Here is a 22,143-nt window from a genome sequence, read left to right as displayed (position 1 = left end):
ACTCCAGGTCGCGTTATTTATTTTTTGACATGCCGATTGGCCAGCTCTTTCATAATATCATCCAAAGGCAACTTATTATTACGCAAAAGGACCATTAAGTGAAAAATAAGATCACTCGCTTCATAGCGAAGCTCATCGTTGTCTTTATTTTTGGCTGCGATAATCACTTCAGCCGTTTCTTCGCCGACTTTTTTGAGAATCTTATCGACACCTTTTTCGAAAAGATACGTTGTATAAGCGCCCTCCGGACGCTCAGCGTCACGCGAAGCAATAACAGCTTCCAACTCGCCAAGGATTGCGAAACGATTGCCCTCTGCGGCAGATGCGGCTTCTTGAGTAGCCCCCTCTACAGGGATATTTTCTGTGAAACAAGTATACGTACCATTGTGACAAGCAGGTCCCACTTGTTCCACGAGAACCAGCAGCGTGTCTGCATCGCAGTCGTAACGCAGTGATTTTACCTTTTGCGTGTGACCGGATGTTGCTCCTTTATTCCACAACTCCCCGCGGGAACGGCTCCAGAACCAAGTATCACCCGTTTGAATCGTACGCTGCAATGACTCGCTATTCATGTAAGCAAGCATGAGCACTTCTTTGCTGACTGCGTCCTGCACGATGGCAGGTACAAGACCCTGTGCATCATAAGTAATCTGATCTATTGAAAATGTCATCGGATTTCAACCCCTTTACCTTTAAGGTCGTCTTTGACCCCTTGAATCGTTAACTCTTTATAGTGAAAAATAGTTGCCGCCAGCCCTGCATCGGCTTTACCTTCCGTAAATACATCGTAGAAATGCGCCGATTTGCCCGCTCCACCGGAAGCAATCACAGGAATCGTGAGCAGCTCAGACACAGCACGCGTTAGCTTCAAATCAAAGCCGTCTTTCGTCCCGTCTGCATCCATGCTGGTCAGCAAAATTTCTCCTGCACCTAGCTCTTCCATACGTTTCGCCCACTCCAACGTCTTGATGCCGGTGGCGTTGCGTCCGCCGTGCGTGAACACTTCCCACTCGCCCCACTCTGCATTAAACTTCGCGTCAATAGCAACGACAATACACTGGGAACCGAACTTCCGAGCTCCATCCGAAACAAGCTGAGGATTGCGAACCGCCGCTGTGTTAATACCGATCTTATCCGCTCCGGCGCGAAGCAGGCGTTTCATGTCGTCTACACTGGAGATGCCGCCCCCAACGGTGAAAGGGATCGTAATCTCCCCTGCCGTTTGTCGGACAACCTCTACCATCGTCGCCCGTCCTTCCACTGAAGCCGAAATATCGAGGAACACCAGCTCATCCGCGCCCTCTTTATCGTAAATCGCTGCCAGCTCCACCGGATCGCCTGCATCGCGCAAATTAACGAAATTAACGCCCTTTACCACCCTGCCATCCTTGACGTCCAGGCAAGGAATAATTCTTTTGGCTAACATGATGGGCACCTCCTTCCTAAGCTATACTTCTTTGTGCAAAACTGGCTGCATTACTCCAACTAAGAGTCTTTACAGACTTCTATTCCCCCGAAATCAAGCCTTTCAATCTTTTCACACGGAATAAGAGTCCCTAGAAGCTTCTATCTGTATCAAACCCGCCCCATCTCACCAAATAAGAGACGATAAAGACTGTTATTTGCTTATTTTACACATAGCGAGGAAATTATTTAGCAGCTTCATGCCGATATCCCCGCTTTTTTCGGGGTGAAACTGCATGCCGTATACGTTATCTCTGCCTACAATAGCCGTTACTGGCTGATGGTAATCCGTTACCGCCAACAGGTCGCTTTCGCGCTCCGGCTTCGCATGATAGGAGTGTACGAAGTACACGTGCCCTTCTTCGATACCTTGGAAAATCGGACTCGCATCTTGCTTGTAGACTAATCGATTCCAACCCATATGCGGCACCTTGTAGTCTCCGCGAAAACGAACAACCGAGCCAGGCAAAAGGGCAAGCCCCTCATGATCCCCATGCTCCTCGCTGCTGGCGAACAACAACTGCATGCCAAGGCAAATACCCATTAATGGCTTACCTGATTCCGCATAACGGACGACGACATCATTCAGCCCCGACTCGCGCAGCTGCTCCATCGCATCCCCGAATGCGCCTACACCTGGGAGAATAGCTCCCTCAGCTGCAAGGATCTGCTCAGCGTCACCAGTTACGACAGCTTCGTAACCTAAACGTTCGACAGCCTTGCTTACGCTGTGTAAATTGCCCATCCCATAATCAATAATTGCGATCATTCCTATAGCACTCCTTTCGTCGAAGGAACCCCCTGCACACGAGGATCAATCGATGTTGCTTCATCTAGCGCTCGGCCTAATGCTTTAAAGACAGCTTCAATCATATGATGCGTGTTTTGTCCGTAATGAACGATAACATGCAGCGTGATACGAGCTTCTAGAGCAAACTTCCACAGAAACTCTTGAACAAGCTGCGTATCGAAACTACCCACATTTTGTGACGGATACTGCGCACGATATTCGAAATGCGGTCTGTTACTAATGTCAATAACGACTTGCGCAAGCGCCTCATCCATTGGAACGAATACGCTGGCATAGCGTTTAATCCCTCTTTTATCCCCAAGTGCTTCACGAAGGGTTTGACCTAGACAAATACCAATATCTTCAACCGTATGATGATCATCGATCTCGATATCGCCTTTAGCGACGACATTCAGATCGAACTGTCCGTGTTTTGTGAACAAATCAAGCATATGGTTCAAGAAAGGTACATCAGTTTGGATCTCAGAAACGCCTGTTCCATCTACTTGAAACGCGAGGGTAATGTCAGTCTCATTCGTTTTGCGGGCTACACGCGCTGTGCGAGCGATCCCTTTATCTTGTTCAGCCATTAGTTCAACTTCCCTTCCTTCTTGAGTCGGATCTCTACCGCTCTTGCATGACCTTCCAACCCTTCGTTACGGGCCAGCGTCATAATCATTTCGCCGTTTGCGATCAATGCTTCCTTGCTATAGTGAATAACGCTAGATTTTTTCAGGAAATCGTCCACATTCAGCGGCGATGAAAAGCGGGCTGTGCCATTCGTCGGCAGTACATGGTTGGGTCCAGCGAAATAATCGCCGACGGGTTCCGTGCTGTAGGCGCCGAGGAAAATAGCTCCTGCATTCTCAATGCGAGGCAGCAGGTTAAAAGGCTCCTGTACCAACAGCTCGCAATGCTCCGGCGCCAAGCGATTGACAACGTCAATGCCCTCGTCCAAGTTATCCACAAGGAGTATAGCTCCTTTGGTTGCAGTGGACACAGAGGCGATTGCTTTCTTTGGCAGCACATCCAGCTGCCGCCACAGCTCTTGCCGCACCGATTCGGCAAGCTCTCTCGAAGGTGTCACCAGAATCGATGGTGACATCTCATCATGCTCGGCCTGCGCAAGCAAATCGGCCGCAACGTATTCAGGATCGGCGTGCTCGTCAGCAAGCACGACGATGTCGGTTGGCCCGGCGATCATGTCGATATCGACGACGCCGAACACGAAGCGCTTCGCCAGCGCTACGTAGATGTTGCCGGGCCCGACGATCTTATCGACCGGCGGGATCGATTCCGTGCCGTAGGCCAGCGCGGCTACCGCCTGCGCCCCGCCTACGCGGTAGATCTCTTTCACACCCGCTTCGGCTGCTGCCACGAGGATATGCGGGTTGATGCCCTCTTCCCCCGCGGTGGCCGGAGGCGTCACCATCGCGATCTCCGGCACCCCCGCGACGATCGCGGGGATGGCGTTCATAAGCACGGAGGAAGGGTAAGCCGCCTTCCCTCCGGGCACATACAATCCGACCCGCTTCAGCGGTCGGATGATTTGGCCCAGCAGGCTGCCGTCAGCCTGCAGGTCCATCCACGACGTGCGTTTCTGCTTCTCATGAAACGCACGAATGTTAGCGGCGGCTTGACGCAGCGCCGCCAGGAACCCGGCGTCGACCTGCGCGTACGCCGCTTGGATCTCCTCGTCGCTGACGCGAAGCTCAGCGACGGTGACGCGGTCGAACTGCTGCGCCATGCGCCGCAGCGCGGCATCTCCATCCTGCCGCACCTCATCGATGATGCGGCGGACGGTCTCATTTTGCTCGGGTGAGCCGTATTCGACCTCGCGGTTCAATTGAAATTCCGAGGCGGGAAGTATCCGCATCTTCATCATCCTCTCTTGATCTTGTTACTTTTCTATTGGCCCTATTTTCCGCGCTTTACAATAACCGTTCCTCTATCCCTTATTTCGTTGTTTCTGCCCTCAGAAAGCCGAATAACCACAAAATAGAGCCCCTATGTTCCGCTAATTTAAATTTCTTAACGTTTTCACTCAAATAGAGGATCGTCGTTCCTCTTAAGTACGTTTCCGCTCTACACCTTCATCACAGGCAAAACAACCTGCAGCATATCACACAACCGCTGAATGGACTCATTCTTCATGCGGTAACTCACCCGATTCGCAATTAAGCGGCTCGTAATCTGAAAAATCTCCTCTTGCTCCACGAGTCCGTTCTCCCGAAGCGTCTCCCCCGTTTCGACCATATCCACGATACGGTCAGCCAGACCAATCAGCGGCGCAAGCTCGATAGAGCCGTTTAGCTTGATCACCTCAACCTGCTGCCCCCGCTCGCGAAAATACTGAGAAGCGACGTTCGGATACTTCGTCGCAACGCGCGGATTGATCTCTTGCTTCCAATCCGGCAGTCCAATAACCGACATCCGGCAGCGTGCGATACCCAGATCGAGCAGCTCATACACGTTGCGGTTCTCCTCCATCAGAACATCCTTGCCGACAACCCCGATATCCGCTACGCCATATTCGACATAGGTAGGAACATCCACCGGTTTCGCCAAAATGAATTCCATTCTAGCTTCATGAACCGGAATGATGAGCCGGCGTCCTTCTTCCAGGTCTTCTGGGATCGGCAGACCCGCTTTATGAAAAAGCTTCGCTGCTTGTTTATAAATACGGCCTTTCGGCATCGCTACTTTTAGAATATCATCCACCGTTCCAACCTCCTTCAAACTTCCAATCAACGGAGCGAGACCACTTCATGCATTTGATTTCGCTACTCTGCTCCAGCATTACACTTGCACTAGCTCTTAAGCATCTATTAATCACACTTCTGAATCAATCATCGTAATAACATCACTATAGACCGTTCCGTGAAGCTCGTACTGGCCGTCTCCCTTGTTCAACAATCCGTTCGACCAAGCTTTATACTCGCTCACCAACTGTGTGATAATGATAGCCTCACCATCACTGCTGCGCATAGCCTTCGCCAGCTGCAGCGCTTCTTCACGATGCTCAGCATCGTAGGCAATCAGCACACGTCCTGGCCGCTCCACGTTCTCTTTGCCTGTAACCTCTAGGATCCGGTTCGTCTTAAGCGCAAACCCCGTCGCCGGAGCCGGACGCCCGAACTGACTCAGCAGATTATCATATCTGCCGCCGCTGCAAACCGGGAAGCCTAAATCGGCTGCATAGCCCTCAAACGTCATACCTGTATAGTAGGAGAAATCTCCAATCATCGTTAAATCAATGACTACATGCTCACTAACTCCATAGGCTTTCAATACATCCCATACTTCGCATAAATGACGAATCGCATCCTGCGCAATAGGGTGTTGAGATACCATACGAGCTTGCTCGCAAATTTCATCTCCGCCTCTAAGTCGCAACACGCCAATAAGCTCACGCTCTACCTCAGGTGTAAGCGCCAACGACTTAATGGCTTCGCGGTACCCCACATAATCGCGGCTAAGCAAATGCTCTTTCAGCGCGAGCTGTGCATCACTGCGTCCGTCTAGTGTTTCTTGGAACAAACCGTTCAGGAAGCCTACATGGCCGAGCGCAATCTTGAATGTGCCTACGCCGGCCGCTTGCAACGAAGCAATCGCTAATGCTACCACCTCAGCATCCGCTTCAGATGAAGCATCTCCAATAAGCTCGACGCCCGTCTGGAAAAACTCTGAATCCCGCCCAGCTTCCTCTTCAATCGAACGAAACACATTCGAATGATAAGATAATCGCAATGGGAACGCATGTTCCTTGAGCAAAGAAGAAGCTACACGCGCAATAGGCGCTGTCAATTCAGATCGTAAAACAAGCGTCTTTCCCTTACGATCTAGCAGCTTGAACAGCTTTTTATCTTCTGTGGAGCTCGCAACACCAACAGTATCGTAATATTCGAGTGTAGGCGTAATGATCTGGTTATAACCCCAGCGTTCCATACAGGCCAATACACGGAATTCAATATTTCGCAGCTTCGTAACCGCCTCGGGCAAATAATCTTTAACCCCTAACGGTTTTTCAAATACTTTTGGCTTTGACACTGTCTCACCTCAACATGTAGAAATTCAATTTGCTTTTATTTACTTTAACACAGTAACGTGCTACCATACTACCAAAATAAAGAATGTACGGCTATTTTATCATGTAAGCTTAGGACCGTCAATCGTCTTGCCCCTTATTTTCAGCTCTTGATATCTCCTCATTCATACGCAAAAAAAGAGCTGTACGGCTCTAGAGCATACAACTCTCATTTCTCATCAATTTTTTCACGAATCGTCTGAAGTGGATTCCCTGCCACAAAACTATGTGGTGCCACATCCTTGTGCACAACCGAACCCGCTCCAATAATAGCATAGTCTCCAATCGTCACCCCAGGCAGGATCGTCGTATTGGCACCAACCATAACATGCGATCCAATATTTACATCCCCAAGTCTATACTCATTTGTTAAATATTCATGGGCCAATATCGTCGTGTTATACCCAATAATCGTATTGCTCCCAATATGAATCTTCTCTGGAAAAAAGACATCCACCATCACCATCAAAGCAAAAGCGGTATGCTCACCAACCTTCATCCCCAAGATGTGACGGTAGATCCAATTTTTCATACGCAGCGAAGGCGAGTACCGCGTTATTTGTATGAATATGAAATTCCGCATCGCCTTCCATTTGCTAACGGTATGATAGATTTGCCATAAAGCATTAGGTCCATCTACCGGATACTTATCCGTTTTTCTCAAACAACATCCACATCCGACGTAAGCCCCACAATAGGAAGCAAGTCAAGCATATCGTCGATCAGATGATCCGGGTTATATTGCTCTAAGTAGGAGCGCCCTTTCCACGACCAGGATACGCCAACCGATAGGACTCCCGCATTTTTAGCTGCCTCGATGTCGTAATGGCTATCTCCAACCATCATCGCTTGGTCCGCAGTACTTCCTAACACCTTAAGCGCTGCAATGATACCTTCCGGGTGCGGCTTCGGCTCCTTCACATCTTCAACGGTCACGATGTTACTAACGAAAGTATCCAGCCCACACAGCTTCAGACCCATCAGGGTGGTTTGCCGAATCTTACTCGTTACGATTCCTATTTTAATCCCGTTTGCATGCAGCTTAGCCATCGTCGTGCGTACATTCGGGAATTCTTTGACCAGCTCATCATGCTTGGATAAGTTGAAGGTCCGATACTTCTTAATGATCTCTTCAACCTCTTTCCTGCCTGTAAAAAATTCCATTTGTTCCACAAGCGGACGCCCCATATTGGGAATGATGAGTTCCCGACTAACAGGCTCTGCCGTCTCACCTTCCAAACTATGCAAGAAAGATTGCACAATTAGCTCGTTCGTATCAACAATCGTTCCATCCAGATCAAACAGTACGGTTTGAATCATAGTCTGCTCCTTTATCTATCTCTTGATCTTTCTCTACTTTGGTTTTCTCTTCAGCTTTCGTGGAAACAATTGGATCCGCATAGCGCACATTCGCATATCCCCTTTTCCTTCTCACGATAATAACAATAGCCATCCCTATCACAATTAGAAGCGCTAACAGCTGCGAGAATCTTATATTGCCGCCATATGTTAATACGCCCGGTTCAAATACAACTCTCATTGGTGACCACAATGCATTCAAGAGCGACGCAAGCCACGTGGGACCTGTGAAATCAAGACTATCTGTACGAACACCTTCGATAAAGAAACGACCAATGGAATACCAGATGAAATAACTGAAAAATAGCTCCCCTGCCCGAAGGAAAGGCCTACGACGAAGCCAGAGTAAAAACACTAAACCAATGAGGTTCCAGACAGATTCATAAAGAAATGCCGGGTGATAAAAAGTACCCTCAATGTTCATTTGATTCACAATAAAATTAGGCAGGTGCAAAGTGTTTCGTAAGAATGACTCCGTAACAGGACCACCGTGAGCTTCCTGGTTCATGAAGTTGCCCCAACGTCCTATGGCTTGCCCAACAATTAAACCTGGTGCACAGATGTCCGCGATTCTCAAGAATGAGTACCCTTTGGCTCTTACGTAGAAAAAAGTACCGATAATCGCTCCAATTAGCGCTCCATAAATGGCAATCCCGCCGTGCCAGATCATAAAAATTTCAGCTAAATTATCCTTATAATCGGACCACTGGAAGGCTACATAGTAAAGTCTAGCGCCAACAATCGCCGAAGGTACCCCAATTAACAATAAATCCATGAAAAAGTCAGGAACGATTCGGAATCGCTTCCCTTCTCGAATTGCCAGTAACAGACCAATTAACGCTGCTGTGCCTAAAATAATGCCATACCACCGGACGTGTATCGGTCCTAAGGAAAACGCAACACTTTCGAGCATGGTTTCACTCCTTCATTATTTTTATATAATACTGCTCAATCAATCGAAATCTTCAAAATCTTCGTTCAGCGACTCTGTCAGCTTATTCGTAAACTGAAGGGCCGCGTTATATCCCATTCGTTTTAAACGATAGTTCATCGCGGCCACTTCTACGATAACCGCTAAGTTTCGTCCAGGTCTAACAGGAATCGTGACTAGCGGCAAATCCGTATCAATGATGCGGGTCAATTCCTCATCGAGGCCCAATCGGTCATACTGCTTGTCCTGCTGCCAGTTTTCCAATTTAACAACAACTGAAATCTTCTTCACGTTACGGATAGCACCAGCTCCGAATAAAGTCATCACGTTAATGATACCCACACCGCGGATTTCCAGCAAATGACGAATAAGCTCAGGCGCATTTCCTGTCAGTACCTTATCGCCATTTTGACGAATTTCTACAGCGTCATCCGCTATAAGCCGATGACCTCTTTTTACAAGTTCAAGCGCTGTTTCACTTTTCCCGATACCGCTGCTCCCTGTAATAAGCATGCCAATACCGTATACATCCACAAGTACACCATGGATTGTCGTACTTGGAGCTAATTTATTCTCTAGAAACCCTGTTAAACGACTTGCAAAAATCGTCGTAGACATTTGGCTTCGAAGTACGGGGAGATCACGTTTTGTCGCTTCTTCCAGTAATTCAACAGGAACATCTAATCCTCTTGTCACAATGATACAAGGCGTTTCTTCCGGCGAGCACAGCTGCTCAACACGATTGCGCCTGACACCCGTCGTTAACATTTCCATGAAGGTGACTTCCGTCTTCCCTAGCATCTGGATACGTTCTCTTGGATGGTAATTAAAATATCCGGCCATCTCGAGACCTGGTCGGTATAGATCACCGGTTGTTATGGGACGTTTCAGTCCAGACTCACCTGCAAGAACCTCCATATGGAGTTGTTCTACCAATTCGGAAACCTTCACTTTTTTGGCCATCGTCCTGTCTCCTCCGCGTTTTACCTGTGCAAAACGTGCTTCATCTGCTATTATTCATTCTTTCCAATAGTTTCATCGTAATGGAATAGCTAGTTGAAATCAACTAAAGTGTTCATGAAACTGTATGAATAGACAAAAAAGGCCAGCCGATAACGGCTGGCCTTACTGTTAAAGCTTATAGATTAGGGTTAACCAAGATGGACAATGTTGTATCTTTATCGAAGAAATGAACTTTGTTCATGTCTAGAGCCAATTTAACATTTGTGCCTTCTTTGATTCCTGAACGACCGTCAACACGTGCGATTACTGTGTTAGCGCCGATACCGTTCAGGTACAAGTACATTTCGTGACCCAAGTTCTCAGTCAACTCAACGTTAACGTTGAATACTGTGTTCGGGGATGCTTCCAAGAATACAGGCTCTTCGTGGATATCTTCTGGACGAACACCCAGAATCACTTCTTTACCAACGAAACCTTTGTCTTTCAGTACTTGTGCTTTACCAGCTGGAACTTCAACGTTCACAGTACCTGCTTTGAAGAAAACACCGCTGCCTTCTTGTGTCAATGAACCAGTCATGAAGTTCATGGATGGGGATCCAATGAAGCCCGCAACGAAGATGTTCACTGGGAAGTTGTAGATTTCTTCAGGTGTAGCTGCTTGTTGAATGATACCTTTATCCATAACAACGATGCGATCGCCCATTGTCATTGCTTCGATTTGGTCATGCGTTACGTAGATCGTTGTAACACCAAGACGTTTTGTTAATTTTGTGATTTCCGCACGCATTTGTACACGAAGTTTCGCATCCAAGTTGGAAAGCGGCTCATCCATTAAGAATACTTGTGGCTCACGAACAATCGCACGACCCAAGGCAACACGTTGACGTTGACCACCGGAAAGGGCTTTTGGTTTGCGATCAAGCAAATGAACAATATCCAAGATTTTCGCTGCTTCACGAACGCGAGCATCGATATCTGCTTTTTTGAATTTACGAAGTTTCAAGCCGAATGCCATGTTTTGATAAACAGTCATATGTGGATAAAGGGCATAAGATTGGAATACCATCGCGATGTCGCGGTCTTTAGGAGCTACATCATTTACAAGGCGGTCGCCGATGTAAAGTTCACCTTCAGTAATTTCCTCTAATCCTGCGATCATACGAAGAGTTGTGGATTTTCCGCAACCGGATGCTCCAACCAATACAACGAACTCTTTATCAGCAACTTCAAGATGGAAATCTTTAACTGTGGATTCTTCTGCACCAGAATATCTTTTAACGATATGATTTAAACGTACGCCTGCCATGGTTTCATTCCCCCTACGATTTATCGATCATATGCTTGCTGATCAACTTTTCAATATACTCATCTTACCTTACGCAGTTCGGACTGACTATGCACAATCCCTACAAAAAAATCACTTTCTTTTCGTTACTTTGTACAATAGTAATGCAAGTCTCACTAAAACCGCATGATTGAACGTTCTCACATCGAGTCCAGTCTCATTTTTAAACTTGTCCAAACGATAGAGTAAGGTATTTCGATGTATATATAACTTCTTCGCCGTTTCACTAACGTTGCAGTCCAGTGTGAAGAAATGTTCCAGCGTGATGACCGTCTCTGCATCCAGCACATGGTCTATGCCGCGAAGCACCTGCTCTAAGAATTCTGCTTTTTCCTCTTCGTCAATCAAGTGCAGCAGCTTCTCCAAACGTAGCTCCCAACGAAGATGAATAAAGCTGCCTACATGAAAGGAACGCCCTAACATGATGGTTTCCCTCAGTTTGAGGATCGTGGCAAACAGTGATTTCGAAGGCTTTACAGGATAATCAATGGCCAGGTGACATTCGCCAACCCACTCATTAGCAAGCATTTCATAAAGCCCAGAGCCGAGAGCGTCGAGTATCTGCTCTACGCTTTCTTCCTCGTCCCCTTCTCGCTCTTCGCTGCCACTGGTTAGTAGACCTTCAGGTGCTAGGATCAGCCACTCTTTTTCTAGTAAAGGAATCAAGATAATTTCCGATTCAAAAAAAGACTCCAACAGTTTCTTCAGTTCCGCATAGGAAACGCGCTGATTTTGAGAATAGTCACCGTATAACAACAGCGGAATTTTCGTTGAATACAGAGAGGATTGTGAAGCAAGCGCATCCGGCAGCTCGGCATGGGTTGAACCGCGTTCCATCTGCAGCAGCAGCCAATCTCTTAATTGGTGTGCTTTTCTTTCATCTTCAGATAAAAAGGTGCCCCACTGTTTTTTTTCTAATGTCATCTTAGACTCGACAGTTAGCTCCACGAGCTTGCGCTCTGAAGAGGTTAATTTAGCTTTGGAAACCTGAAGAATGCGAATATCTTTATGTTCTTTGGATAAATAAAAAAGCACATCCTGTCCACGCACAACACTTCGACTAAAGCTCACAAGATTCTCTGCCTGCTCTTCCGCCAAATGCTCCCAATCTGCCTCGGGTATCAAGCTAATCTGCATAGGTGACTGTAAAACCGCTTCCAAACGCTCTTTTACACGCTCCCAATCCATCTGCCTCTCTCCTTACTCCTATATATCTTCTATATCTATCTCCTTATTGTAACATATGTGCCCTCCCTCATGTGAATGTGAGAGCCCTCCTTTCACGTCACCTTCATCGTACATATGGATCATACCTCCGTTACGCACATAGATGCTAAATATGGCTTAATAAAACCAACTCATAATCTTTGATAATTTGGAAATAATTGTACTGGGGTGATTTCTTTCTTACGGGTCCGCCGTTATGATGCCTTTACTATTTTCTGTCATTAGCATTTTGGATCTTACTGCTATCTATGGAGGTTGATTTACCTTGAAAAATCAAAGTTATTATCCGACCTACAACGTCATGGATGAGCAAAAGGAATGGGATTCCCATACACGGTCCATAGTGACCTCCCGACTGGTGCGAGAGCATTCTTACCACTTTCTAACTCCGGTAGAAACCGAAACATTACGGGCTTGGTGCGCTCTGCTCATGGATGATCATCGAGGAGATGTTATTCAAACGATCCTAACTCATATCGATCAAACGTTGGCAGAAAATAAAGGAGAAGGACAGCGCAAGCTCAATGTACCTCCCATTCAAAACCTCCTGCGTCAGGGGCTTAAAGCAATTGACGAGGCTGGGTGGATAGCCGATAGCCGACCTTTCTTCCAATTAGACGAAGCTGCTCAAAAGCGCATCATGCTCCAAATCAGTGATGCCAGCTACCCTCCAACGGAAGCTTGGGATGACATCCCACAAAAAGCACTGTTTCATAAACTCCTTCAGTTAAGTGTAGAGGCCTATTACTCACATCCTTTAGTATGGTCGGAGATCGGTTATGGCGGCCCTGCCTATCCTCGCGGATATGTAAGAACTGAACTTGGCCAACTTGACCCTTGGGAGGCAGTGAGGAGCCCTGAAGTGGAGAGATGAATTTCTCCCAGATTGTATATTATTGAACTTGCGAGTTCTTAATTTGCGGAGAATGTTTTTTACGGTGAATTGCATTGCCTGCAGTCACTCATCTACAATGGAAGAGAGCTTTACAAGATGAAAGGAGAAGTGACTTCCATGGCTATCGCAGAATTCACCATTATCCCTATTGGGACAACCACCACCAGCCTCAGCGGTTATGTCGCAGATCTGCACAAAGAACTAGAAAAGCATGCAGATATATCGTTTGAAATGACGCCTATGGGCACCATACTAGAGGGTCCGTTAGACCGCCTGCTAGAAGTCATTCGTGCCGTCCACGAAGTCCCATTTACGAATGGTGCAGAGCGTGTCTCCACATCCATCAAAATCGACGATCGCCGTGATAAAACGGCCTCTATGAAGCAAAAAATGAAATCAGTTGCAGACAAGTTGAAATAGAAAAAAAGCATCCGGTTTATGGATGCTTTTTCTTTATATAAAACAAAAAAAGACCTCACGGCCTTCTACGTTTACTATTAAAAGTGAGTCATGTAGGATTCGAACCTACGACACCCTGATTAAAAGTCAGGTGCTCTACCAACTGAGCTAATGACTCAAGGTAAAATGGAGGCTGATGGATTCGAACCACCGAACTCGAAGAGAGCAGATTTACAGTCTGCCGTGTTTAGCCACTTCACTAAGCCTCCAGATGAGAGATAACCATGCTGCTTTGATGCAGCACAACCATCTCAATGGCTCGGGACGGAATCGAACCGCCGACACGAGGATTTTCAGTCCTCTGCTCTACCGACTGAGCTACCGAGCCTTATGTAATTGTCTTTAGCTTGTCCTAATTCACTAAAAAAATAAATGGCGGAGCTGACGGGATTCGAACCCGCGGTCTCCTGCGTGACAGGCAGGCATGTTAGGCCACTACACCACAGCTCCGTATTACAAAAGTTAAACCATAAAAATGGTGCCGTCGAGAGGACTTGAACCCCCAACCTACTGATTACAAGTCAGTTGCTCTACCAGTTGAGCTACAACGGCATAAAGATAAAAATGGTGGAGGCTGACGGGATCGAACCGCCGACCCTCTGCTTGTAAGGCAGATGCTCTCCCAGCTGAGCTAAGCCTCCGACTGGATTGGTTTTATGGTAGCGGCAGAGGGGCTCGAACCCCCGACCTTACGGGTATGAACCGTACGCTCTAGCCAGCTGAGCTACGCCGCCACATAAAAGGTATATATATTTGGAAACTGGCGGAGAGAGAGGGATTCGAACCCTCGCACCACTTACGCAGTCTAACCCCTTAGCAGAGGGTCCCCTTATAGCCACTTGGGTATCTCTCCAAGATATATATACATTCAGGAAATAGTATTCCCTGAAAACTAGATACGAAACTTGCGTAAAGTGAACATTTAGGGTTCAAACTGAGAGACTTTGACTTTCGTCAAAGATCCCTATATTAGGTTAAGCCCTCGACCGATTAGTATTCGTCAGCTGCATGCATTGCTGCACTTCCACCTCGAACCTATCAACCTCGTCGTCTACAAGGGGTCTTACATACTGGGAAATCTCATCTTGAGGGGGGCTTCGCGCTTAGATGCTTTCAGCGCTTATCCCCTCCGTACATAGCTACCCAGCGATGCCTCTGGCGAGACAACTGGTACACCAGCGGTACGTCCATCCCGGTCCTCTCGTACTAAGGACAGCTCCTCTCAAATTTCCTACGCCCGCGACAGATAGGGACCGAACTGTCTCACGACGTTCTGAACCCAGCTCGCGTACCGCTTTAATGGGCGAACAGCCCAACCCTTGGGACCTACTTCAGCCCCAGGATGCGATGAGCCGACATCGAGGTGCCAAACCTCCCCGTCGATGTGGACTCTTGGGGGAGATAAGCCTGTTATCCCCAGGGTAGCTTTTATCCGTTGAGCGATGGCCCTTCCATTCGGTACCACCGGATCACTAAGTCCGACTTTCGTCCCTGCTCGACTTGTAGGTCTCGCAGTCAAGCTCCCTTATGCCTTTGCACTCTGCGAATGATTTCCAACCATTCTGAGGGAACCTTTAAACGCCTCCGTTACATTTTAGGAGGCGACCGCCCCAGTCAAACTGCCCACCTGACACTGTCCCCATACCGGATTACGGTACCAGGTTAGAACTCCGATACGATCAGGGTGGTATCCCAACGGCGCCTCCACCCAAGCTGGCGCTCAGGCTTCAAAGGCTCCCACCTATCCTGTACAGATCGTACCAAAGTCCAATATCAAGCTGCAGTAAAGCTCCATGGGGTCTTTCCGTCTTGTCGCGGGTAACCTGCATCTTCACAGGTATTAAAATTTCACCGGATCTCTCGTTGAGACAGCGCCCAAGTCGTTACGCCATTCGTGCGGGTCAGAATTTACCTGACAAGGAATTTCGCTACCTTAGGACCGTTATAGTTACGGCCGCCGTTTACTGGGGCTTCAATTCATAGCTTCGGGTTTAACCCCTAACCACTCCTCTTAACCTTCCAGCACCGGGCAGGCGTCAGCCCGTATACTTCGCCTTGCGGCTTCGCACAGACCTGTGTTTTTGCTAAACAGTCGCTTGGGCCTTTTCACTGCGGCCCCCTCGGGCTATTCACCCTACCGAGGCACCCCTTCTCCCGAAGTTACGGGGTCATTTTGCCGAGTTCCTTAACGAGAGTTCTTCCGCGCGCCTTAGAATTCTCTTCTCACCCACCTGTGTCGGTTTGCGGTACGGGCACCTTCGCCTGGCTAGAAGCTTTTCTTGGCAGTGTGAACTCATGACCTTCGGTACTTAAAGTTTCCCTCCCCATCACAGCCCAGCCTTACGGTTAGCGGATTTGCCTACTAACCAGCCTCACTGCTTGGACGAGCATCCATCAGCTCGCGTCACTATCCTTCTGCGTCACTCCATCGCTCATAACGGCTACGGTGGTACAGGAATTTCCACCTGTTGTCCATCGACTACGCCTTTCGGCCTCGCCTTAGGTCCCGACTTACCCTGAGCGGACGAGCCTTCCTCAGGAACCCTTAGGTTTTCGGCGGATCAGATTCTCACTGATCTTTTCGTTACTTATACCGGCATTCTCACTTGTATGCGCTCCACCTGTCCTTACGGTCAGAATTCAACGTACATACAACGCTCCCCTACCCATGCACATACGTGCAAGCCATAGCTTCGGTGGCGTGTTTAGCCCCGTTACATTTTCGGCGCAGAGTCACTCGACCAGTGAGCTATTACGCACTCTTTCAATGGTGGCTGCTTCTAAGCCAACATCCTGGTTGTCTGTGCAACTCCACATCCTTTCCCACTTAACACACACTTGGGGACCTTAGCTGATGGTCTGGGCTGTTTCCCTTTTGACAATGGATCTTAGCACTCACTGTCTGACTCCCGGATTTAAGTTTGTGGCATTCAGAGTTTGACTGGACTTGGTAACCCTTGGCGGGCCCCGCACCCAATCAGTGCTTTACCTCCACAACTCCACATCCGAGGCTAGCCCTAAAGCTATTTCGGGGAGAACCAGCTATCTCCGAGTTCGATTGGAATTTCTCCGCTACCCCCACCTCATCCCCGCATTTTTCAACATGCGTGGGTTCGGGCCTCCAGTGAGTGTTACCTCACCTTCACCCTGGACAGGGGTAGATCACACGGTTTCGGGTCTACGTCCACGTACTCAAGCGCCCTATTCAGACTCGCTTTCGCTGCGGCTCCGCCTTTTCAGCTTAACCTCGCACGGGAACGTAACTCGCCGGTTCATTCTACAAAAGGCACGCCATCACCCATATAGAGGGCTCTGACTTCTTGTAAGCACACGGTTTCAGGTTCTTTTTCACTCCGCTTCCGCGGTGCTTTTCACCTTTCCCTCACGGTACTGCTTCACTATCGGTCACTAGGGAGTATTTAGCCTTGGCAGATGGTCCTGCCGGATTCCGACGGGGTTTCACGTGACCCGCCGTACTCAGGATACCTCTAGGGGTTTCGTTCGATTTAAGCTACAGGGCTTTTACCTTCTATGCCGGACCTTTCCAGATCACTTCGCCTACCGAACTAACCCCATATCGAGGTCCTACAACCCCAAGGAGCAAGCTCCTTGGTTTGGGCTATTCCGCTTTCGCTCGCCGCTACTGACGGAATCACTTTTGTTTTCTTTTCCTCCAGGTACTTAGATGTTTCAGTTCCCTGGGTATGCCTCTACTAAAGCTATGTATTCACTTTAGAGTAACTGCGCATTACCACAGCTGGGTTCCCCCATTCGGACATCCCCGGATCAAAGCCTGCTTACGGCTCCCCGAGGCATTTCGTCGTTCGCCACGTCCTTCTTCGGCTCCTAGTGCCTAGGCATCCTCCGTGTGCTCTTTCTAGCTTAACCTAGAAAAAAACATTTGAAAATTTCGCAAGATCCGAAGATCATGCTACCTAAGTTCTTACTTTACGTTTTGTTTCGTTATCTAGTTTTCAAGGAACAACTGTAATCTGTGATTCGCATTTCTTTGCCCTATTTCAGCGGCGAAAGTTATCTTATCACATCTTATTGCCTCATTTCAAGTCGAAATTTCTTGGAAATTTCTATCTTAAAAATGATGAATGGTGGAGCCAAGCGGGATCGAACCGCTGACCTCCTGCTTGCAAGGCAGGCGCTCTCCCAGCTGAGCTATGGCCCCATAATGGGATAAACTTCTATATGAAGTTAAATGGTGGGCCCTAGTGGACTCGAACCACCGACCTCACCCTTATCAGGGGTGCGCTCTAACCAGCTGAGCTAAGGGCCCTTAATGAGAAACTTTCCAAAATAAAAACCCACCTACGAGCTTTCGAAGAAAGCTTTCTTCGAAAGCTTGACGTGGGCTCGCTTGGCAACGTTCTACTCTCCCAGAACCCTGCGGTTCAAGTACCATCGACGCTGGAGGGCTTAACGGTCGTGTTCGAGATGGGAACGCGTGGGTCCCCTCCGCCATCATCACCAAACGAGTGCAACATGGTGCTAACCATCCTGCAGAAAGAGGCTTGCTCTTTCAAAACTGAACACGAATGAGTAAGCTTGTTTGTATCCGAAGATACTTGACTGGATCTATCAGATCCGAGTCTCCATAGAAAGGAGGTGATCCAGCCGCACCTTCCGATACGGCTACCTTGTTACGACTTCACCCCAATCATCTACCCCACCTTCGGCGGCTGGCTCCCTTGCGGGTTACCCCACCGACTTCGGGTGTTGTAAACTCTCGTGGTGTGACGGGCGGTGTGTACAAGACCCGGGAACGTATTCACCGCGGCATGCTGATCCGCGATTACTAGCAATTCCGACTTCATGCAGGCGAGTTGCAGCCTGCAATCCGAACTGAGATCGGCTTATAAGGATTGGCTCCACCTCGCGGCTTCGCTTCCCGTTGTACCGACCATTGTAGTACGTGTGTAGCCCAGGTCATAAGGGGCATGATGATTTGACGTCATCCCCACCTTCCTCCGGTTTGTCACCGGCAGTCATCTTAGAGTGCCCACCCAAAGTGCTGGCAACTAAGATCAAGGGTTGCGCTCGTTGCGGGACTTAACCCAACATCTCACGACACGAGCTGACGACAACCATGCACCACCTGTCTCCTCTGTCCCGAAGGCCTACGATATCTCTACCGTATTCAGAGGGATGTCAAGACCTGGTAAGGTTCTTCGCGTTGCTTCGAATTAAACCACATACTCCACTGCTTGTGCGGGTCCCCGTCAATTCCTTTGAGTTTCACTCTTGCGAGCGTACTCCCCAGGCGGCATACTTACTGTGTTAACTTCGGCACCGAGGAATCGAATCCCCAACACCTAGTATGCATCGTTTACGGCGTGGACTACCAGGGTATCTAATCCTGTTTGCTCCCCACGCTTTCGCGCCTCAGCGTCAGTTATAGGCCAGAAAGTCGCCTTCGCCACTGGTGTTCCTCCACATCTCTACGCATTTCACCGCTACACGTGGAATTCCACTTTCCTCTCCTACACTCAAGTCAACCAGTTTTGGATGCGAACCGGGGTTGAGCCCCGGGCTTAAACACCCAACTTAATTGACCGCCTGCGCGCGCTTTACGCCCAATAATTCCGGACAACGCTTGCCCCCTACGTATTACCGCGGCTGCTGGCACGTAGTTAGCCGGGGCTTTCTTCTCCTATACCGTCACACAAAAGGCAGTTACTCCTCTTGCTGTTCGTCTAGGGCAACAGAGCTTTACGATCCGAAAACCTTCATCACTCACGCGGCGTTGCTCCGTCAGACTTGCGTCCATTGCGGAAGATTCCCTACTGCTGCCTCCCGTAGGAGTCTGGGCCGTGTCTCAGTCCCAGTGTGGCCGTTCACCCTCTCAGGTCGGCTACGCATCGTCGCCTTGGTGAGCCGTTACCTCACCAACTAGCTAATGCGCCGCAGGCCCATCTATAAGCCACAGATTGCTCCGTGTTTCATAATTCTCTCATGCGAGAAAACCAGTTATCCGGTCTTAGCTATCGTTTCCGATAGTTATCCCGATCTTATAGGCAGGTTACCTACGTGTTACTCACCCGTCCGCCGCTAACTTATCCCGAAGGATAAATCCGCTCGACTTGCATGTATTAGGCACGCCGCCAGCGTTCGTCCTGAGCCAGGATCAAACTCTCCATAATAGAAAAGCTTAATTGTACTCATTGACTTGCTAGCGAGATTATTCATCTCATTTATAGTCGATTACTCGACTGTGCTTACTCACTCGTTGTTCAGTTTTCAAAGATCAATTCCTCTTGTTCAACCTGCTCTCTTTCGAAAGCCGGAAGACCAATATACCATACCGAGAATTACTTTGCAACTTATTTTTATAAGTTGTTTTTGTTAAGCTCTTCGTTGTCTCAGCGGCAACTTTTATAAGATACCACAGTCGCCATGGACATTGCAAGTACTATTTTAAAAAGTTTCGAGACACCTATTCGGTGCCTCGAAACGCAAGCCATTATTCTCCTTGACGTTCACGCATAAGCGGGAACAGCAGTACATCACGAATGGAAGGTGCATTCGTCAATAGCATAACCAAACGGTCAATTCCTATTCCTAAACCACCTGTTGGAGGCATGCCGTATTCAAGCGCACGAATGAAGTCCTCATCCATCTCATGTGCCTCGTCATTGCCTTGCTCTTTCTCACGAAGCTGAGCTTCAAAACGCTCTCTTTGATCGATAGGATCATTAAGCTCCGTAAATGCGTTGGCATGCTCACGCGCTACGATAAAGAGTTCGAAGCGATCCGTGAAACGCGGATCCTCAGGATTCTTTTTGGCAAGCGGTGAAATTTCTAAAGGATGTCCGTAAATAAAGGTTGGCTGTATTAAGGTCTCTTCAACAAATGTTTCGAAGAACTGATTCACAATATGCCCGAATGTCATGTGAGGCTCAACTTGTACATGATGCTCTTTGGCCAAGCGATGAGCTTCCTCGTTCGACATGTGAGCGCTAAAGTCCACACCCTTAACTTCTTTAATGGCATCCACCATGGACACACGTCTCCAGCCAACAGCCAAATTGACCTCGTGATCGCCATATGCGACCGTTGTACTGCCAAGAACCTCTTGCGCAATATGTGCAATGAGCTCTTCCGTAAGCTTCATGATGTCTTTGTAGTCAGCATAAGCCTCATAAAGCTCAATCATTGTAAACTCCGGATTGTGACGCGTAGAGATACCTTCGTTGCGGTATACACGCCCAATTTCGTACACTTTTTCCAATCCACCAACAATCAGGCGCTTCAAATGAAGCTCAATCGCAATACGCATATGCAGCTGCATATCTAAAGCATTATGATGCGTGTTAAAAGGACGCGCAGACGCTCCACCCGCTACGGAATGTAGCGTAGGTGTCTCAACTTCTAAATAACCCAGTGAATCCAAATAGCGACGCATAGACTGAATGATACGGGAACGAAGAATAAATGTTTGCTGCACATCTTGATTCATAATTAAATCAACATAACGTTGACGATAGCGCAGTTCTACATCACTAAGACCATGGAATTTATCCGGCAGCGGAAGCAAGGATTTGATCAAAACCTCAAGCGATTTCACCTTAATAGAAGTTTCGCCGGTTTTTGTTTTGAAAACAACGCCCTGAACCCCAACCATATCGCCTAGATCCAGAAGATCAAAGGCTTGGTATTTGTTCGCGTCTAGTGCATCTTCACGTACATAGATTTGAATTTTGCCTGTAATGTCTTGAAGATGTGCGAAGCTGGCTTTACCCATGCCTCTTTTTTGCATAATACGTCCGGCGATACTGACCTCATGATGCTCAGCATCCAGCTCTTCTTTGGTTTTATCTTGGTAAGCTGTAAGGATTTCTTTGGTTGAATGAGTCCTTACGTATTTACTGCCAAACGGATCGACACCTAGACCGCGAAGCTCGTCCAATTTATTACGGCGAATGACGAGCAATTCGTTCAATTCCAATTCCTGGCTCATGCTTTCATCTCCTACTTATTAGTAAAGGGTGCTAAAACCGGAAAAAAGCTTCCGAAAGGAAGCTTTCCAAAGGAATGCGGCTGCACGCTACTTTTTAATATCAATAATTTGATACTGAATGACGCCTGCAGGAACGGTAACGTCAACGTTCGCGCCCCTTTGTTTTCCTAAAATAGCTCTACCTACAGGGCTTTCATTGGAAATCTTATTCATCAACGGATCGGATTCCGCCGTACCTACGATGTTATATTCAACCAAATCACCGAATTCTAAGTCCTTCAGTGTTACGATTGAGCCAACACTAACGGTGTTGGTATCGACATCATCGTTATTAATAATACGCGCATTGCGCAGCAATTTTTCTAAAGTAATGATTCTGCCTTCAATAAAAGCTTGTTCGTTCTTCGCGTCTTCGTACTCTGAGTTCTCGCTGATATCGCCATATCCGATGGCAACTTTGATTCTCTCAGCCACTTCGCGACGCTTCACTGATTTCAGATGCTCAAGCTCATCTTCGAGCTTTCTTAAACCTTCTGGTGTAAGAATGACCTCTTTTTCAGCCATTTCCAACTGATCTCCCGTCATGTGAAAGATTTTCATATCGTTGAATCGATGCTTCCTGCTAGGAGTTGGGTCTTAAAAGAGCTGATTCAA

General features: G+C 47.9%; 17 protein-coding genes, 10 tRNA genes and 3 rRNA genes. 2 read left to right on the top strand and 28 right to left on the bottom strand.

The features are described from left to right. Window positions 1–17 precede the first annotated feature (17 nt). From hisIE to NYR53_RS01335, 13 genes are all read right to left on the bottom strand, one after another. Window positions 18–671 (bottom strand): bifunctional phosphoribosyl-AMP cyclohydrolase/phosphoribosyl-ATP diphosphatase HisIE, encoded by a 654-nt coding sequence (gene hisIE, locus NYR53_RS01395; protein WP_261303601.1) that lies wholly within the window; start codon window positions 669–671, stop codon window positions 18–20. Continuing rightward, on the bottom strand, window positions 668–1,426 hold the full coding sequence (hisF, locus tag NYR53_RS01390) for an imidazole glycerol phosphate synthase subunit HisF (protein WP_261303600.1): 759 nt from the start codon (window positions 1,424–1,426) through the stop codon (window positions 668–670). The genes hisIE and hisF overlap by 4 nt, the downstream gene beginning before the upstream one ends. A 192-nt stretch (window positions 1,427–1,618) precedes the next feature. After that, window positions 1,619–2,233 (bottom strand): imidazole glycerol phosphate synthase subunit HisH, encoded by a 615-nt coding sequence (hisH, locus tag NYR53_RS01385; RefSeq protein WP_261303599.1) that lies wholly within the window; start codon window positions 2,231–2,233, stop codon window positions 1,619–1,621. Window positions 2,234–2,235: 2 nt separating this feature from the next. Continuing rightward, window positions 2,236–2,844: an imidazoleglycerol-phosphate dehydratase HisB gene (hisB, locus tag NYR53_RS01380; RefSeq protein WP_261303598.1), complete on the bottom strand. Its 609-nt coding sequence runs from the start codon at window positions 2,842–2,844 to the stop codon at window positions 2,236–2,238. Further along, window positions 2,844–4,130, bottom strand: coding sequence for a histidinol dehydrogenase (gene hisD / locus NYR53_RS01375; RefSeq protein WP_261306237.1), 1,287 nt, complete (start codon window positions 4,128–4,130; stop codon window positions 2,844–2,846). Before hisD ends, hisB begins: the two co-directional genes overlap by 1 nt. 209 nt (window positions 4,131–4,339) lie before the next feature. Continuing rightward, a complete protein-coding gene (gene hisG, locus NYR53_RS01370) occupies window positions 4,340–4,975 on the bottom strand; it encodes an ATP phosphoribosyltransferase (RefSeq protein ID WP_261303597.1) in 636 nt (211 codons plus the stop codon). Window positions 4,976–5,086: 111 nt separating this feature from the next. After that, window positions 5,087–6,304 carry an ATP phosphoribosyltransferase regulatory subunit gene (locus NYR53_RS01365; RefSeq protein ID WP_261303596.1) on the bottom strand — a complete coding sequence of 406 codons (1,218 nt, stop codon included), beginning with the start codon at window positions 6,302–6,304 and terminating at the stop codon, window positions 5,087–5,089. Between the two features lie 206 nt (window positions 6,305–6,510). Then, window positions 6,511–7,005, bottom strand: a complete 495-nt coding sequence (locus NYR53_RS01360; RefSeq protein WP_261303595.1) for an acyltransferase — start codon at window positions 7,003–7,005, stop codon at window positions 6,511–6,513. Beyond that, on the bottom strand, window positions 7,002–7,661 hold the full coding sequence (gene ppaX, locus NYR53_RS01355) for a pyrophosphatase PpaX (protein ID WP_261303594.1): 660 nt from the start codon (window positions 7,659–7,661) through the stop codon (window positions 7,002–7,004). Before ppaX ends, NYR53_RS01360 begins: the two co-directional genes overlap by 4 nt. After that, a complete protein-coding gene (gene lgt, locus NYR53_RS01350) occupies window positions 7,639–8,613 on the bottom strand; it encodes a prolipoprotein diacylglyceryl transferase (protein ID WP_261303593.1) in 975 nt (324 codons plus the stop codon). The genes ppaX and lgt overlap by 23 nt, the downstream gene beginning before the upstream one ends. A 39-nt stretch (window positions 8,614–8,652) precedes the next feature. After that, a complete protein-coding gene (gene hprK, locus NYR53_RS01345; RefSeq protein WP_057302634.1) occupies window positions 8,653–9,594 on the bottom strand; it encodes an HPr(Ser) kinase/phosphatase in 942 nt (313 codons plus the stop codon). Between the two features lie 175 nt (window positions 9,595–9,769). Next, window positions 9,770–10,900 (bottom strand): ABC transporter ATP-binding protein, encoded by a 1,131-nt coding sequence (locus NYR53_RS01340; protein ID WP_261303592.1) that lies wholly within the window; start codon window positions 10,898–10,900, stop codon window positions 9,770–9,772. Between the two features lie 111 nt (window positions 10,901–11,011). After that, window positions 11,012–12,127: a PucR family transcriptional regulator gene (locus tag NYR53_RS01335; protein WP_261303591.1), complete on the bottom strand. Its 1,116-nt coding sequence runs from the start codon at window positions 12,125–12,127 to the stop codon at window positions 11,012–11,014. A 304-nt stretch (window positions 12,128–12,431) separates the two neighbouring features. On the opposite strand from NYR53_RS01335, the gene NYR53_RS01330 reads away from it, so the two are divergent. Together NYR53_RS01330 and NYR53_RS01325 are read left to right on the top strand one after the other, a co-directional pair. Continuing rightward, window positions 12,432–13,040, top strand: coding sequence for a gluconate 2-dehydrogenase subunit 3 family protein (locus NYR53_RS01330; protein WP_261303590.1), 609 nt, complete (start codon window positions 12,432–12,434; stop codon window positions 13,038–13,040). 138 nt (window positions 13,041–13,178) lie between these two features. Further along, window positions 13,179–13,481, top strand: a complete 303-nt coding sequence (locus NYR53_RS01325) for an MTH1187 family thiamine-binding protein (RefSeq protein WP_261306236.1) — start codon at window positions 13,179–13,181, stop codon at window positions 13,479–13,481. Window positions 13,482–13,565: 84 nt separating this feature from the next. Here the strand turns inward: NYR53_RS01325 and NYR53_RS01320 are convergent. From NYR53_RS01320 to greA, 15 genes are all read right to left on the bottom strand, one after another. Further along, window positions 13,566–13,638: transfer RNA gene (locus NYR53_RS01320), tRNA-Lys, on the bottom strand. 9 nt (window positions 13,639–13,647) lie between these two features. Beyond that, window positions 13,648–13,729: transfer RNA gene (locus NYR53_RS01315), tRNA-Tyr, on the bottom strand. A gap of 46 nt (window positions 13,730–13,775) precedes the next feature. Then, window positions 13,776–13,848, bottom strand: a tRNA-Phe gene (locus NYR53_RS01310). A 45-nt stretch (window positions 13,849–13,893) separates the two neighbouring features. After that, window positions 13,894–13,970 (bottom strand) — tRNA-Asp (locus NYR53_RS01305). Window positions 13,971–13,996: 26 nt separating this feature from the next. After that, window positions 13,997–14,072 (bottom strand) — tRNA-Thr (locus NYR53_RS01300). 13 nt (window positions 14,073–14,085) lie between these two features. Then, a tRNA-Val gene (locus tag NYR53_RS01295) sits at window positions 14,086–14,161 on the bottom strand. 16 nt (window positions 14,162–14,177) lie between these two features. Continuing rightward, window positions 14,178–14,254, bottom strand: a tRNA-Met gene (locus tag NYR53_RS01290). A gap of 27 nt (window positions 14,255–14,281) precedes the next feature. Next, window positions 14,282–14,373 (bottom strand) — tRNA-Ser (locus tag NYR53_RS01285). A 117-nt stretch (window positions 14,374–14,490) separates the two neighbouring features. Beyond that, window positions 14,491–17,408: ribosomal RNA gene (locus NYR53_RS01280) — 23S ribosomal RNA — on the bottom strand. A 216-nt stretch (window positions 17,409–17,624) separates the two neighbouring features. Continuing rightward, window positions 17,625–17,700 (bottom strand) — tRNA-Ala (locus NYR53_RS01275). A 31-nt stretch (window positions 17,701–17,731) separates the two neighbouring features. Next, window positions 17,732–17,808: transfer RNA gene (locus NYR53_RS01270), tRNA-Ile, on the bottom strand. Window positions 17,809–17,887: 79 nt separating this feature from the next. Continuing rightward, a 5S ribosomal RNA gene (rrf, locus tag NYR53_RS01265) occupies window positions 17,888–18,004 on the bottom strand. A gap of 126 nt (window positions 18,005–18,130) precedes the next feature. Beyond that, a 16S ribosomal RNA gene (locus NYR53_RS01260) occupies window positions 18,131–19,672 on the bottom strand. Together the 16S, 23S and 5S rRNA genes with 10 tRNA genes alongside form the textbook arrangement of a ribosomal RNA operon. Window positions 19,673–19,992: 320 nt before the next feature. After that, the gene (gene lysS / locus NYR53_RS01255) at window positions 19,993–21,489 is read right to left on the bottom strand and encodes a lysine--tRNA ligase (RefSeq protein ID WP_261303589.1); all 1,497 of its coding nucleotides are present in this window, start codon (window positions 21,487–21,489) and stop codon (window positions 19,993–19,995) included. Between the two features lie 87 nt (window positions 21,490–21,576). After that, on the bottom strand, window positions 21,577–22,053 hold the full coding sequence (gene greA / locus NYR53_RS01250) for a transcription elongation factor GreA (protein WP_029197805.1): 477 nt from the start codon (window positions 22,051–22,053) through the stop codon (window positions 21,577–21,579). Between the last annotated feature and the right edge of the window lie 90 nt (window positions 22,054–22,143).

The sequence above is a fragment of the Paenibacillus andongensis genome (genome assembly GCF_025369935.1).
Classification (GTDB): domain Bacteria; phylum Bacillota; class Bacilli; order Paenibacillales; family NBRC-103111; genus Paenibacillus_E; species Paenibacillus_E andongensis.
The sequence above is the reverse complement of the archived record's forward strand: the minus strand, read 5'-3'. Positions and strand labels throughout refer to the sequence as shown.

Excerpts from the sequence above, each read along its gene's own strand:
- hisIE (WP_261303601.1), bottom strand. The coding sequence starts at position 671 with ATGACATTTTCAATAGATCAGATTACTTATGATGCACAGGGTCTTGTA.
- hisF (WP_261303600.1), bottom strand. The coding sequence starts at position 1,426 with ATGTTAGCCAAAAGAATTATTCCTTGCCTGGACGTCAAGGATGGCAGG.
- hisH (WP_261303599.1), bottom strand. The coding sequence starts at position 2,233 with ATGATCGCAATTATTGATTATGGGATGGGCAATTTACACAGCGTAAGC.
- hisB (WP_261303598.1), bottom strand. The coding sequence starts at position 2,844 with ATGGCTGAACAAGATAAAGGGATCGCTCGCACAGCGCGTGTAGCCCGC.
- hisD (WP_261306237.1), bottom strand. The coding sequence starts at position 4,130 with ATGCGGATACTTCCCGCCTCGGAATTTCAATTGAACCGCGAGGTCGAA.
- ppaX (WP_261303594.1), bottom strand. The coding sequence starts at position 7,661 with ATGATTCAAACCGTACTGTTTGATCTGGATGGAACGATTGTTGATACG.
- lgt (WP_261303593.1), bottom strand. The coding sequence starts at position 8,613 with ATGCTCGAAAGTGTTGCGTTTTCCTTAGGACCGATACACGTCCGGTGG.
- hprK (WP_057302634.1), bottom strand. The coding sequence starts at position 9,594 with ATGGCCAAAAAAGTGAAGGTTTCCGAATTGGTAGAACAACTCCATATG.
- NYR53_RS01340 (WP_261303592.1), bottom strand. The coding sequence starts at position 10,900 with ATGGCAGGCGTACGTTTAAATCATATCGTTAAAAGATATTCTGGTGCA.
- NYR53_RS01335 (WP_261303591.1), bottom strand. The coding sequence starts at position 12,127 with ATGGATTGGGAGCGTGTAAAAGAGCGTTTGGAAGCGGTTTTACAGTCA.
- NYR53_RS01325 (WP_261306236.1), top strand. The coding sequence starts at position 13,179 with ATGGCTATCGCAGAATTCACCATTATCCCTATTGGGACAACCACCACC.
- lysS (WP_261303589.1), bottom strand. The coding sequence starts at position 21,489 with ATGAGCCAGGAATTGGAATTGAACGAATTGCTCGTCATTCGCCGTAAT.
- greA (WP_029197805.1), bottom strand. The coding sequence starts at position 22,053 with ATGGCTGAAAAAGAGGTCATTCTTACACCAGAAGGTTTAAGAAAGCTC.